The sequence below is a fragment of the Pseudonocardia sp. HH130629-09 genome, assembly GCF_001294645.1.
Classification (GTDB): Bacteria; Actinomycetota; Actinomycetes; order Mycobacteriales; family Pseudonocardiaceae; genus Pseudonocardia.
This window is the reverse complement of record NZ_CP011868.1, coordinates 1,340,421-1,352,880: the sequence shown is the minus strand read 5'-3', so window position 1 is coordinate 1,352,880 and position 12,460 is coordinate 1,340,421. Positions and strand designations below refer to the sequence as shown.

General features: G+C 71.4%; 14 protein-coding genes, 1 tRNA gene and 1 pseudogene. 2 read left to right on the top strand and 14 right to left on the bottom strand.

What is annotated here, in order from left to right; all coding sequences use genetic code 11:
* Window positions 1-34 precede the first annotated feature (34 nt).
* The 5 genes and pseudogenes from XF36_RS33760 to XF36_RS06080 all read right to left on the bottom strand — a co-directional run.
* A pseudogene (locus tag XF36_RS33760) lies at window positions 35-271 on the bottom strand (WhiB family transcriptional regulator); the annotation flags it as partial.
* Between the two features lie 137 nt (window positions 272-408).
* The gene (locus XF36_RS06095; RefSeq protein WP_145981272.1) at window positions 409-795 is read right to left on the bottom strand and encodes a hypothetical protein; all 387 of its coding nucleotides are present in this window, start codon (window positions 793-795) and stop codon (window positions 409-411) included.
* Entirely contained in the window at window positions 792-1,094 is a 303-nt protein-coding gene (locus XF36_RS06090) for a hypothetical protein (RefSeq protein WP_145981271.1), read from the bottom strand. Before XF36_RS06090 ends, XF36_RS06095 begins: the two co-directional genes overlap by 4 nt.
* A gap of 293 nt (window positions 1,095-1,387) precedes the next feature.
* Entirely contained in the window at window positions 1,388-1,621 is a 234-nt protein-coding gene (locus XF36_RS06085; protein WP_060711238.1) for a hypothetical protein, read from the bottom strand.
* The gene (locus XF36_RS06080; protein ID WP_238589144.1) at window positions 1,621-1,827 is read right to left on the bottom strand and encodes a helix-turn-helix domain-containing protein; all 207 of its coding nucleotides are present in this window, start codon (window positions 1,825-1,827) and stop codon (window positions 1,621-1,623) included. The genes XF36_RS06085 and XF36_RS06080 overlap by 1 nt, the downstream gene beginning before the upstream one ends.
* A 275-nt stretch (window positions 1,828-2,102) precedes the next feature.
* Between XF36_RS06080 and XF36_RS06075 the strand changes: the two genes are divergently transcribed.
* Window positions 2,103-3,224, top strand: a complete 1,122-nt coding sequence (locus XF36_RS06075; protein ID WP_060711236.1) for a hypothetical protein — start codon at window positions 2,103-2,105, stop codon at window positions 3,222-3,224.
* Here XF36_RS06075 and XF36_RS06070 read toward each other — a convergent pair.
* The 9 genes from XF36_RS06070 to XF36_RS06030 form a co-directional block, all read right to left on the bottom strand.
* Entirely contained in the window at window positions 3,210-3,788 is a 579-nt protein-coding gene (locus tag XF36_RS06070) for an NUDIX hydrolase (protein ID WP_060711235.1), read from the bottom strand. The two genes, XF36_RS06075 and XF36_RS06070, sit on opposite strands and share 15 nt — an antisense overlap.
* A 22-nt stretch (window positions 3,789-3,810) precedes the next feature.
* The gene (locus tag XF36_RS06065) at window positions 3,811-4,188 is read right to left on the bottom strand and encodes a winged helix-turn-helix domain-containing protein (protein WP_238589143.1); all 378 of its coding nucleotides are present in this window, start codon (window positions 4,186-4,188) and stop codon (window positions 3,811-3,813) included.
* Between the two features lie 176 nt (window positions 4,189-4,364).
* Window positions 4,365-4,889 carry a hypothetical protein gene (locus tag XF36_RS06060; RefSeq protein ID WP_060711233.1) on the bottom strand — a complete coding sequence of 175 codons (525 nt, stop codon included), beginning with the start codon at window positions 4,887-4,889 and terminating at the stop codon, window positions 4,365-4,367.
* Window positions 4,890-4,892: 3 nt separating this feature from the next.
* The gene (locus XF36_RS06055) at window positions 4,893-5,309 is read right to left on the bottom strand and encodes a MerR family transcriptional regulator (RefSeq protein WP_060711232.1); all 417 of its coding nucleotides are present in this window, start codon (window positions 5,307-5,309) and stop codon (window positions 4,893-4,895) included.
* 4 nt (window positions 5,310-5,313) lie between these two features.
* Entirely contained in the window at window positions 5,314-6,105 is a 792-nt protein-coding gene (locus XF36_RS06050; protein ID WP_060711231.1) for an alpha/beta fold hydrolase, read from the bottom strand.
* A 135-nt stretch (window positions 6,106-6,240) separates the two neighbouring features.
* On the bottom strand, window positions 6,241-8,046 hold the full coding sequence (locus XF36_RS06045; RefSeq protein WP_060711230.1) for a tyrosine-type recombinase/integrase: 1,806 nt from the start codon (window positions 8,044-8,046) through the stop codon (window positions 6,241-6,243).
* Window positions 8,047-8,136: 90 nt separating this feature from the next.
* Window positions 8,137-8,208, bottom strand: a tRNA-Val gene (locus XF36_RS06040).
* A 13-nt stretch (window positions 8,209-8,221) separates the two neighbouring features.
* Entirely contained in the window at window positions 8,222-8,620 is a 399-nt protein-coding gene (locus XF36_RS06035; protein ID WP_304437854.1) for a redoxin domain-containing protein, read from the bottom strand.
* A 62-nt stretch (window positions 8,621-8,682) separates the two neighbouring features.
* Window positions 8,683-9,114 carry a DUF3052 domain-containing protein gene (locus XF36_RS06030; protein ID WP_020624178.1) on the bottom strand — a complete coding sequence of 144 codons (432 nt, stop codon included), beginning with the start codon at window positions 9,112-9,114 and terminating at the stop codon, window positions 8,683-8,685.
* A gap of 372 nt (window positions 9,115-9,486) precedes the next feature.
* On the opposite strand from XF36_RS06030, the gene aceE reads away from it, so the two are divergent.
* Complete coding sequence (gene aceE, locus XF36_RS06025) at window positions 9,487-12,279, top strand: pyruvate dehydrogenase (acetyl-transferring), homodimeric type (RefSeq protein ID WP_060711228.1); 2,793 nt, start codon at window positions 9,487-9,489, stop codon at window positions 12,277-12,279.
* Window positions 12,280-12,460 lie beyond the last annotated feature (181 nt).

The window sequence follows — 12,460 nt, the reverse complement described above, 5'->3', positions numbered from 1 at the left end:
GCACGGGCACGACGGCCGGCCGCCGCTCGACGCGACGACTGCGGGGCGCGGCTCGGCGGGCACGGCGGCGCTCGTCCTCGGTCAGCCCACCGGCGATGCCGTGCGGCTGCTCCGCGACCGCCCAGATCCGGCACGCGGCCAGGACCGGGCACTCCGCGCACACCGACAGCGCTCGCCGCTCCTCGGCTGCCAGGGCCGCACCGGCGGTCGCGGTCGGGAATAACAGCTCCGGGTCGACGTCGCGGCAGGCCGCGCGGGCCCGCCAGTCCAGCTCCTCGCCCCGCCCGCGGCTCGGGTCTACGGTGAACATCTCTCCTACCTCCTGTTGGTTGGTGAGAGCGGCCCGGCGGTGTGCTTCCGCCAAGAACCCGTCGCCGGGCCGTCCCATCTGCTGCGTGCTCGTCTCGGTCACGACGTGTCCCCTCGCTCCGGGGACCGGGCCGGGGCGGCGAACAGCCCCGGCAACGCGTCCAGCTCCGCCCGCTCCCGGTGCCGGTCGGCCGCCGAGTCCCGGCCCGCTCGGGCTCCGGGGACGACGTCGACCAGGTGCGCGAGCCGGTCCGGCAGCGGCCGGTTGTCCAGCAGGCACACCGCGACCTGACGCGACGGGCACTCCTCCCGGCGCGCCACCGGCCACCCACACCTCGGGCACCGACCCGCCCCGACGACGTAGTGCTCGACCACGACCTGCAGCCGGTCCGTCCGCCCGGTCGGGCGCAGCAACCGCGGGTCCAGGTCCTCGGGCTGCGCGACCCGCTCGCGCACCGCCCACTCCGACGCGGGGCGGGCGCTCACGCCGACCACCCCGTGCCCTCGTCCAGCGACGCCCCAGCACCGGCGGCGGTGAGCCCGTACCGCAGCTCGGCCGCCTCGACCGGCTCCGGTACCCGGCCCATGCCGTCCGGGCAGAGCACCGAGCCGTCGAGGTGGGAGAACTCCGGCGACCGGCCGGCGCGGGCGGGCCACCCCGACGGCGGCGCGTCCACGACGGGGCCGGCGCAGCCCGGGCACACCAGGTCCGTCACGTCGATCAGGTCGGTCGGGTCGTCGTCCAGGTCCACGACGGGCGGGCCGGGCAGGAAGATCACGCTCACGCTGGCCTCCAGAAGAGTTGAGGAGGGTCGGCCGGTCCGGCCCCCCGGTGGCGGCGTCCCGTCCGCCACCGCGCCGTCAGGCGCGCACGGCCTCCGAGGCTCGGACTCAAGGGCCGGCCGAAGGTCGGTCGCGCAGCGACGCGTAGCGCCAGCGGAGCGCCCTTGAATCTGAGTGAGGCCGGGCCAAACTCGGGCCGGACGGCCCTCCGCCCCGCCGCAGGCGGGACCCTCCGGGTTCTCGGCCCGCCCGGCCGTGAGGGCGAGGTCTCCCCTACCGGAACCGGCGGCCGGGTTCACTGCCCGCTCCCGGCCGACGCACCCGCGCCGTTGAGGGCGGGCGTGGCCGCCTGGTCGAACGCCGACACGAACGTCGAGATCGCGTCCGGCAGACCCGAGCCGACCGGTGTGGCGATGAACAGCACGAGCGCGATCAGCGAGAACACCACCGCGCCCATCGCGACCCGCGCCTTCGCGCAGATCACCGCACCGAGAACCATGAACAGGATCAGCACCCCGACGCTGCCCATCAGCCCGCGCTCCCGTGCTGCACCGGCGCCCAGCCCGACGCGTCGACGACGGTCTGCTCGGCGACGGCGAGGTCGGCGATGGCCTCGATCGCCTTCGCCGGGATGATCAGCCGCCCGCGGATCCGGACCGCCGGGAACTCCCCCGCCGCGATCGCCCGGTAGACGGTCATCGGCGACATCCCGAGCAGCGCCGCGACCTGCGCCACGCTGTAGAACCTCGGCGCCGGCGGCGCCGTCTCCGACCCTCGAAGAACACTCATCACGACCCCAATCTGTACATGTTAGGTACATGTACTGAACAAGTAAGGCACGAGTGGCGATCGGAGTCAATCGCCGTGGCCTTCCGTGAACCGAGATTGCAGTCGCGAACGGTGTTGTCGGGAGATGACGCGGGATGACGTGAGGTGATGCGACCATCCGCATCAGGGTTGATTTCCCCAGGTCAGCGAGTCACCGTTGATCTCGGGACGAGGGGGCGTCGATGGGCAACCGGCTCGCGCTGGTCCGCGCTGAGCGCGGCTGGAAGAAGGCTCGGCTGCTGCACGAGCTGCGGGCGGCAGCGACCCGGCGGGGCGAGCAGCTCCCGAAGGACGAGAGCCTCGGGCGCCGCGTCGCCGTCTGGGAGAACCAGGACGGCGTCGTCGGTGACTTCTACCGCGAGCTGCTGTGCGAGGTGTACCGCTGCTCCGCCGCCGAGCTGGGCCTCGTCGAACCACCGCGCAGCGAGCCCGCGGCCGCGGACCTCGTCACCGAGTCGTTCGAGCTGCCGGAGTTCACCCGCGTCGACCCCGGCCTGGTCGACCTCCTGCGGTCGCAGACCCAGACGCTCCGGCTGCTGGACCGCCGGCTCGGCGGGACCGCGGTGCACGGCCAAGCGGTCGCGCACGTCGAGACCGTGCAGAACCTGGTCCGCAACGCGCTACCGGGAACCGCGCGCGAGCACGCCGCAGATGAGCTCGGCCAGGCCGCCGCACTCGCCGGGTGGCAGGCACTCGACATGGGGCGACTGCCGGAGGCGTGGCGGCTGCACGAGATCGCGACCGCCGCCGCACGCGAGAGCGGGCACGCCGCCGGGCTCGGCTACGCCCGCGCGCAGCAGGCGTTCATCCTGCTCGACGCCGGGCGGACCGCCGACGCACTCGACCTGATCACCTCGGCGCAGGACACGGCCCGCGGACCGATCCCGAGCGAGCTGGTGGCCTGGCTGCACGCCGCACGGGGCGAAGCCCTCGCGGCCCTCGGCGAGCGGGACGCCGCGCTGCGGGCACTCGACGCGGCCACCGCGGCGCTTCCGCCCCGGCCGGAGCACGCGCTGCCGTACCTGATGCTCGACGCCGGACACCTCGCCCGTTGGCGCGGGCACTGCCTGGCCCGCCTCGGCGAGGCGTCGGCGATCGACGACCTCGGCGTCGCCCTGGCCGCGATGCCCGAGGGTCAGTACGCCCGCGCGGAGGTCGGCCTGCGCGTCGACCTGGCCCTGGCGTTGCGAGCCCGCGGCGAGGTCGCCGAGGCCCGCACCCAGGCCGAACAGGCCGGCCGACTCGCCGGGCGGACCGGGTCCGAGCGCCAGCGACGCCGCATCCGGCAGCTACTCGGCCAGTGACCGCGCCGTCGGACCCGACAGCGCCAGGACGTGCAGCAGCCCCACCAGCGCGCCGGAGTTGCCGACCTGCCCCGCTGCGATGAGACCCGGCACGTCGGCGAGCGGGACCCACCGGAACGTGCCCTCGTTCAGCTCGGTCGGGTCCGCGACCCGCTCCGCGCCGCGCGCGAGGAACACATGATGAGCACTGCGCACGGTCCCGGCCATCGGCTCGAACGTCACCAGGTGCTCGACCGTCCGGGGCCGGTAACCGGTCTCCTCCTCGACCTCCCGGGCCGCGGTCTCGGCGGGCGACTCGCCGTCGTCGAGCAGGCCGCCGGGGAGTTCCCAGTTCCACAGGTCCGGCACGAACCGGTGGCGCCAGGACAGCAGGATGTTGCTGCCGTCGTCGTCCAGCACGACCGTCATCGCCGCAGCGGGCAGCGTGACAGTGTGGTGCTCGAAGCGCATTCCCGACGGCTGGGAGATGTCAGCCAAGCCGACCGTGACCCACTCGCTGTCGTAGATCACGCGCTCGCCGTGCACGTGCCAGACATCCGGCGAGACGCCCTCCGGGCTCGTCATGGAGCGACCGTAGCGCTCCTGCTCAGGACTCGGCCGATTGCACGAAGGCACCGACCCCGTGCCGCACGACGACGACCCCGGATTCTGCGAGGACCTTGAACGCTCGTCGCGCCGTGTTGCGGGAGACGCCGTACTGCTCCGTCACGGCCGCCTCGCTCGGGAGCGCGGTGCCCGGGGCCAGCGTCCCGGCGCGGATCTGCTCCGCGAGGTCCTCGGCGATGCGGCCGTACGCCGTCGTCCGGTCCGTCCCGGTGCCTCCGACGACCCGACGCCCGACGCCCGGGACGACCTCGGCGACGCCATCGCCCACGAGCACAGCCAGCGCTGCCCGGACCGTTCCCCGGGCGACGCCGTGTTGCTCGCAGAGCTGCGCTTCTGAGGGCAGGAAAGAACCGGGCATCAGCTCGCCGTCGCGGATGCGATGGCGCAGATCCTCCGCGATGCGGTGAGAGGTCCCACGAGGAGCCAAGGCGGTGACGCTCCCGAGTCGACGACAGGCCGGCTCAGCGTATCTGCCGAGCGCGGTAGCCGGAGCCGGAGCAGTAGTAGGGCGGCCCGCAGGGCGGCGACGGGACCTCATTGCGTCGGCATTCTGAGACCTGCTGCCCGGAGCCGGGCTTCGATCAGCTCGTTGAGGCGGGCGACGGTCGGCAACTCATCGGCCCGATGGTTGCTGATCACGCGATACCGCACACCCGCATCACGCGTCACGAAGGCCGCGCCCTGGACCTCCATCAGCTCGCGGTCCTTGAGCAGGTTGTCGGCGATCACACCGGCGAGGTCGTCGAGACGCGGATCGTCGGGCCTCCACGATGCCGCCGTCCAGCCGCGCTTCTGCAGCTCGACATACCCCGGATCCGCGAGCCGTCGATCGAGCAAGGTCAGGTACCCGGCGAAGAACTCGGGCCCCAACGACTTCGCCAGAATCATTCCGTCGCGTTGCTCGGCAACGAAGTCCGGCGGGAACCCGACCTCGGCGTGTCGCTCCAGAAGAAGACAGGCGCGGTCGGACAACAGTGAGCCTTTTTCAACCTGACCAGCGAGCTTCTGCGTCAGGAGATCGCGAAGGTTGCAGCGCAACTGCTCTGACCACAGCTGCACAGGTCACCGGCTCGCCAGCTCGGCGTCTGCACCCACACAACCAGGCCCCTGAGCTGCCGGAACGGCAGGTTGAAAAAGGCTCAGTGCCCGGTCTCCGTCGCCGAGACGACGCAGCCTTTCGCGTCGCCCGATCAGCTCGGCGATCTGCTCATCGAGTCTGCGCTCGACGCCGGACAGGGCCGCAGCCGACACCACGGTGTCGCTGCCGAGGATGTCGCCGATTTCCGCCAGAGCGACTCCGGCCTCGGCCAAGGTCCGTACCTGAACCAGCCGCAGCAGCTGTGTCGAGGTGTACCGGCGATATCCGGAGGTGTCACGGCGCGGCTCCTCCACCAGACCGACACGGTGGTAGTGCCGCACGGTTTTGATCGTCACGCCGCAGAACGCGGCCGCCTGGCCGATCGTCAGTCCGTCGACCATCAACTCAGCGTGTCACCGGATCATCGGCCGCAGCAACATCACGCACGACCTGAGCGATGGCCCGGTAGTCGTTGCGTAAGATCTTGCCGTGGTCGCTCGCGACCTTGGCACCGATCTGCAGGTTTGCGTTCCGGCTCAGGTGGAGGCTCAGTGCGGCACGAGCATCGTCGTGCTCGCCGTCGCTGCCCCCGAAGCTGTCACCGCTGCCCACGACGTAGCGCACCGGGCAGCCGATCCGGTCCAGAACCGGACCGCAGGACGCGGCCAGCTCGTTCAACTCGATGTTCACCGCGGCATGCTCGCCGGCCGACATGCGGGCGGCAAGCCCGAACGGCGCGACCAGCGGTAGCAGCATCCGGAGGCGGCGGAACGTCTTCTCGATCCGCTCGCGATTCGCCTCGCCGGTCAGGCCATAGGGAAGTGCCCCGTCCACATTCACCACGCCCGCGACGCGGTCGGGGTTCTGCTCGGCCCAGAACGTTCCGATGAAGGCCCCGTAAGACCAACCGACCAGGATCGGCCGACGGACCTCCCGCGCCCGGAGAACGGCGTCGAGATCCCGCAGGCAGGCCGCGAACGAGTAGTCGGCCGAGCGCTTCGAGCGGCCGCGGGCGCGCTCGTCGAAAGTGACGTGCCGGAACCCGTCACCGAGGTCGGCGATGGTCGGATTCCAGTGCCGCCGACTGGCGAAGCAGCCGTTCAGATAGACGACCGGTCTGCCCGCACCTCCGCTGTCCGAGACCGCCAGTGCCGTGTCCTCGACGGGAACCACGCCCGTCCACTCAGGGTTCGTCATGCCCTTCACGGTCCGCCTTGACCTTGGGTCAAGGTCAAGTTGCCGCTCTTCGGCGACGAGTCCGCTCAGGGTGAGGACGATCGAGCTGTGGCCGCCGGCGGGTCGCGGTAGGTCCAGGTGAAGACGAAGTGAGAGCTACCAGCGAAAGACCATCGCGGTCTGGTCCGGGGAGGCGAGGGGAACAACCTCGATCTCGAAGTCCCCGATCCACGCCTCTCCGTCGCCTGCGGTCTCCGGATCCTCCATCCGCGCAATGCCGAGCAGATGGGCCCGGAACGTCGACGGATCGGCGAGGCTGCCCGTCACGACCCGGGCCGGGTACCGGCGACCACCCGACCCACGGACGACCACCGAGAAGTAGCTCTCGGCCGTCGCCGCGTCAGGGATCGGCTGCTCGCGCGCCTCCGGACCCGGCGCAGTCGGACGCTCGTCCTCGGTCGGCGGCGCGACGACGGTCGGCCGATCCCCCGGGGCCCCGACGAGCACACCCCACTCCCGCAACAGCTCGAACGCCCGGTGCACCGTGCTCGGCGCGAGCCCCTGCTCAGCAGCAAGCACCTTGACCCCCGGGAGATTCCCACCCACCGGCACGGCCCCGGACTCGACCAGCTCCAGCAGCTCGACCGCCAGCCGCTCGCGAGCCGACCGCGGATCTCGCCGTACCCGCTCGATCTCCGACCCCGGCCCCGCCGGCCGCTCCGGCATCCGCGACCCGAGCCCACTCGCCGCCCGCTGGTCCGCCTCAGACACCCACGCCGCGTAGACCCGCAGCGTGGTCACCCCACCCCCGGAGTGCCCCAGCCGCCCGGCGACCGTGCGCACGTCCACCCCGGCCGCGATCAGCTCCGTCGCCGAGTAGTGCCGCAGGTTGTGCAGGTGCGTCTCCAACCCCAGCCGCGCCGCCATCCGCGAGTACCGCTGCGTCACCGACCCCGGCACCAGGCTCGCCGAACCGTCTGGCGCCAGCGAGAACACGAACGCCTCCGGCCGCAGCTCGATCCCGAGCGCTCGGGCGCGCTCCTCACACCGCTCCCGGTGGTCGCACAGCACCTCGACCGTCTCGCTGTCGAGCGCGAGGCGGCGCTGCTGGTGGGTCTTGGTGTCCTTCTCCTGCAACGCCCGGCCGTCCTGGGCGATCGCCCGGCGGATCGTCAGCGTCCCCGATTCCAGGTCGACGTTCGACCAGCGCAGCGCACACAGCTCACCCCGGCGGGCACCGGTGGTCATGAACAACCAGACCAACGCACCCCAGTCCAGGTCCCGCCACGCCTCGTTCAACAACCGCGCAGCCTCCGCCGCGGACGGCGGCTGCGGGTCCGGCGGCGGCTTCGCCGGGGGTGAGACGAACTCGACCGGGTTGACCGACACCCACCGCCACCGCACGCCCCGCGAGTACGCCCCGTTCAGCACGAAGTGGATGTGCCGGATCGTCGCCGGCGCGAGCGGACGGCAGCGGTGCGGACGACACCGGTCGTCGCACTCGTGCTCGCGCGGCGTCCGGTGGTCGACGCGCTTCGCCGACCCGGAGCAGTGGTCGCGGCAGCGACGCAGCTCGGCGTAGAGCGAGTCCAACGCCTCGGCACCGACCGCGCCGGCCTTCGTCCGCCCGAGGAACGGGCGGACGTGCAGCTCCAGATACCGGGTGTACGCGCGGTGCGTGGTCGCTCCGACGTCGAGGGTCTCCAGGTACCGGTCGAGCAGCTGATCCAGCGTCGCGCTCGTGCGGGGGCTGCGCTGCTCGTCGACGGCGTTGAGGAGCCGCGTCCGCGCGGCCTCGGCACGTGCCTCCTGGCGCGGGCCAGGCTCGACCACCTCGACGAGGGTGTTCCGCTTCCCGGACACCGGGTCCTGGCCGCCGTACACGCGGACGCGCAGGGCACCGCTCGGGAGCCTGTCGATCGTCCCGCGCTGCCTCCGGCGACCGGCCTTCGCCCGTGTCATGGGCCAAGGATACGAGCCCGTCGTGTCACGAAACGTGTCACGCGGGCCGACCGATGATCTTGCCGGAGGTGAAACCGCTGGTCAGATGAGTGGGCGCGGCAGGGTTCGAACCTGCGACCGCTCGGGTGTAAACCGAGTGCTCTCCCGCTGAGCTACGCGCCCGGGACAGACATCTTCACACGGCCGCCAGCGCCCGCCGCCACCCGTCCTGGTCACGCGGCTCCCCCGGCCGGTTCACCTCGGTGAACGAGACGGTGCCGTCCGGTCTGACCAGGAACGTCCCCCGCAACGCCATCCCCTTCGCGGTGTCGAACACCCCGTAGGACGACGCCACGGCCCCGTGCGGCCAGAAGTCCGACAGCAGCGGGAACCCGAACCCCGCGGACGTGACCCACGCCGCCAGCGAGAACGTCGGGTCGCAGGAGATCGCCAGCACCTGGACCGAGGAGTTCTGGAAGTCCCCGAGCGTCGACTGCACGGCCTCGAGTTCCCCACCACAGATCCCGGAGAACGCGAACGGGTAGAAGACGAGCAGGGCCGAGCGCCCCGACCCGAGCACCGACGCCAGCGAGATCGGCTGCCGGTTCTGGTCGGGGAGCTCGAAGTCCGGGGCGACCGCACCCTCGACGACTGGGCTCAGCGCTTGCCCTTCCCCTGCTTCGGCGGCACGAGCTTCGACCCCACCCAGTCGTCCCCGAGCGTCGCGTTGGACGTCTGCGACAGCCCGGCGGTCGGAGCCGCCTCGGCGATCTCGGAGGGCTGGATGTGGCCGTCACGGCCGGTCTTGGGTGTCAGGACCCACACGAATCCCTCGTCCGAGAGGGGCGTTCGGGCGTCGACCAGGGTGTCGATCAGGTCGCCGTCCCCGTCGCGGAACCACAGGAGCACGACGTCGATGACCTCCTGGGCGTCCTCGTCGAGGAGCTCCTCACCGGTCGTGTCCTCGACGGCCTCTCTGACCTGGTCGTCGATGTCGGTGTCGTACCCGAGTTCCTGGACGATCATGCCCGGCTCGATGCCGAGCTTTGCCGCGATGTCGGACGCACCGGCATCTGCCGCGGTCACCACTCGTTCCCCTTTCACGCTGCTCACGCAGTCCATCGTCTTCGGTTCCGCGTGCGGGCGCCACCCTTCGCGCGAAATCGGATGGGGCATCCGATCACGGGGGCCCGACCGGATGCAACCGGCCCGGGGTTCGCGCCCCGGTGACGCGCAGGTCACCCCGCCCTCCGTTCAGTTACGTACGAGTAGTACCTATCCTCGCGGCAAGAGCCCGACTTCGTGAACGACGAGTTTCGGGACCGCGCCGGAACAGGCACGATGGACCGAGCCACGGCCACGACTGCCGAGTCCGGCCGACGACGTCGCCCCACATGCCGGCGGCGGGTACGACAGGGCCGGGCGATCCCGGCCACCGACGGAATCAGGCAGGGAGAACCCTTGACCGCGCAGAGCAGCAGGGCCGGCAACACCGACAACGGGGAGCCGCGCCGCGTCAACGTCATCCGGGACGGGTTGGCAGCCCACCTCCCGGACATCGACCCGGAGGAGACGGCCGAGTGGCTGGAGTCCTTCGACGCGGTCCTCGACAACGCCGGCCGCCAGCGCGCCCGCTACCTAATGCTGACGATGCTGCAGCGCGCCCGCGAGAAGCACGTGGGCGTCCCGTCGCTGACCGCGACGGACTACGTCAACACCATCCCGACCGACCGTGAGCCGTGGTTCCCCGGCGACGAGGACGTCGAGCGCACCTACCGGCGCTGGGTGCGCTGGAACGCCGCGATGACCGTGCACCGCGCGCAGCGGCCGGGCATCGGCGTCGGTGGGCACATCTCGTCCTACGCCTCGTCGGCGACCCTCTACGAGGTCGGCTTCAACCACTTCTTCCGCGGCAAGGAGCACCCGGGCGGCGGCGACCAGATCTACATCCAGGGTCACGCCTCCCCCGGCATCTACGCCCGCGCCTTCCTCGAGGGGCGCCTGTCCGAGGACCGCCTCGACGGCTTCCGCCAGGAGCTCAGCCACGCCGGCCCGGGCGGCGGCCTGCCGTCGTACCCGCACCCGCGCCTGATGCCGGACTTCTGGGAGTTCCCCACGGTCTCGATGGGCATCGGCCCGATGAACGCGATCATGCAGGCGCGGTTCAACCGCTACCTGAGCGGCCGCGGCATCAAGGACACATCGCAGCAGCAGGTGTGGGCCTTCCTCGGCGACGGCGAGATGGACGAGCCCGAGTCGCGCGGCCTGATCCACGTCGCGGCCAACGAGGGTCTGGACAACCTGAACTTCGTCGTCAACTGCAACCTGCAGCGGCTCGACGGCCCGGTCCGCGGCAACGGCAAGATCATCCAGGAGCTGGAGGCGTTCTTCCGGGGCGCCGGCTGGAACGTCATCAAGGTCATCTGGGGCCGTGAGTGGGACGCCCTGCTGCACGGCGACCGGGACGGCGCCCTGATCAACCTGATGAACACCACGCCGGACGGCGACTTCCAGACCTACAAGGCCAACGACGGAGCCTACGTCCGCGACCACTTCTTCGGCCGCGACCCGCGCACCAAGTCCCTCGTCGAGCCGATGAGCGACGCCGAGATCTGGAAGCTCAAGCGCGGCGGCCACGACTACCGCAAGGTGCACGCTGCCTACGCCGCGGCGACCGCGCACCACGGCCAGCCGACCGTCATCCTGGCCAAGACCATCAAGGGCTACGGCCTGGGCACGCACTTCGCGGGCCGCAACGCCACCCACCAGATGAAGAAGCTCACGCTCGACGACCTCAAGCAGTTCCGCGACGAGCAGCGCATCCCGATCTCGGACAAGCAGCTCGAGGCCGACCCGTACCTGCCGCCGTACTACCACCCCGGCGAGTCCGACGAGGCGATCCAGTACCTGCGGGAGCGCCGTCGCCAGCTGGGCGGGCCGCTGCCGTCGCGCCGGACCGTCAGCAAGCCGCTGGTGCTCCCCGGCGACAAGGTCTACGACTTCGTCAAGAAGGGGTCCGGCAAGCAGGAGGTCGCCACGACGATGGCGTTCGTCCGGCTGCTGCGCGAGCTCATCAAGGACAAGGAGATCGGCGCGCGCTTCGTGCCGATCATCCCGGACGAGGCCCGTACCTTCGGTATGGACTCGATGTTCCCGAGCCAGAAGATCTACAACCCGAACGGCCAGAACTACACCTCGGTTGACGCCGACCTGATGCTCGCCTACAAGGAGTCCGAGCAGGGCCAGATCCTGCACGAGGGCATCAACGAGGCCGGTTCGGTCGGGTCGCTCACCGCGGCGGGCACGTCCTACGCCACGCACGACGAGCCGATGATCCCGGTCTACGTCTTCTACTCGATGTTCGGGTTCCAGCGGACCGGCGACTCGATCTGGGCCGCCTCGGACCAGATGGCCCGCGGCTTCCTCGTCGGCGCCACGGCCGGTCGCACCACGCTGACCGGCGAGGGCCTGCAGCACAACGACGGCCACTCGCTGCTGCTCGCCGCGACCAACCCGGCCGTCGTCGCCTACGACCCGGCGTTCTCCTTCGAGGTCGCGTACATCGTCCAGGACGGGCTGCGCCGGATGGTCGGCGAGAAGCCCGAGAACGTCATCTACTACCTGACGGTCTACAACGAGCCCTACCGCCAGCCGGCCGAGCCGGAGAACGTGGACCGCGAGGGCATCCTGCGGGGCATGTACCGCTTCGCCCCGGCTCCCGAGGGCACCGGCCCGGTGGTGCGGCTGCTCGCCTCCGGCGTCTCGCTGCCGTGGGCGCTGACCGCACAGAAGATGCTCTCCGACGAGTGGGACGTCCGTGCCGAGGTCTGGTCGGTGACGTCGTGGGGCGAGCTGCGCCGCGACGGCGTCGACGCCGAGCACGCCAACCTGCTCAAGCCCGGCGACGAGCCGGTCGTGCCCTACGTGACCCAGAAGCTGGCCGAGGGCGACAACGGCGAGGCCCCGGTCGTGGCGGTCTCGGACTGGATGCGTGCGGTCCCCGACCAGATCCGCCAGTGGTCCCCGGCGCCGTTCCTGTCGCTGGGCACCGACGGGTTCGGGCTGTCCGACACCCGTCCGGCCGTGCGCCGGCACTTCGCGGTCGACGCCGAGTCCATCGTCGTCGGCGCGCTGTCGCTGCTGGCGAAGCAGGGCCTGGTCAAGACCGAGACCGCGGCCGAGGCCGCGGCCGGCTACAAGATCGACGACCCGCAGGCCGCCGGCCCGCAGATCGGCGACGGCGGGGCCGCCTGACCCCACCCGGCCCGCGACGGCCCGCCTCCCCCACCGGAGGCGGGCCGTCGTCCGTTTTCGCCCCTCCCAGGGCGGCGCAGATCACGATAGGCTCCGCGCGACGGCGGTGGCGGTGATCACTCGTCCTCGCGACTCGCCGTCCTGACCAGGGCGTCGACCGTGTGCGCCGCTGGCCCGCGGT

Coding starts and splice junctions, on each gene's coding strand:
- XF36_RS06085 (WP_060711238.1), bottom strand. CDS start 1,621: ATGGGCAGCGTCGGGGTGCTGATCCTGTTCATGGTTCTCGGTGCGGTG.
- XF36_RS06075 (WP_060711236.1), top strand. CDS start 2,103: ATGGGCAACCGGCTCGCGCTGGTCCGCGCTGAGCGCGGCTGGAAGAAG.
- XF36_RS06070 (WP_060711235.1), bottom strand. CDS start 3,788: ATGACGAGCCCGGAGGGCGTCTCGCCGGATGTCTGGCACGTGCACGGC.
- XF36_RS06065 (WP_238589143.1), bottom strand. CDS start 4,188: ATGCCCGGTTCTTTCCTGCCCTCAGAAGCGCAGCTCTGCGAGCAACAC.
- XF36_RS06055 (WP_060711232.1), bottom strand. CDS start 5,309: ATGGTCGACGGACTGACGATCGGCCAGGCGGCCGCGTTCTGCGGCGTG.
- XF36_RS06050 (WP_060711231.1), bottom strand. CDS start 6,105: ATGACGAACCCTGAGTGGACGGGCGTGGTTCCCGTCGAGGACACGGCA.
- XF36_RS06045 (WP_060711230.1), bottom strand. CDS start 8,046: ATGACACGGGCGAAGGCCGGTCGCCGGAGGCAGCGCGGGACGATCGAC.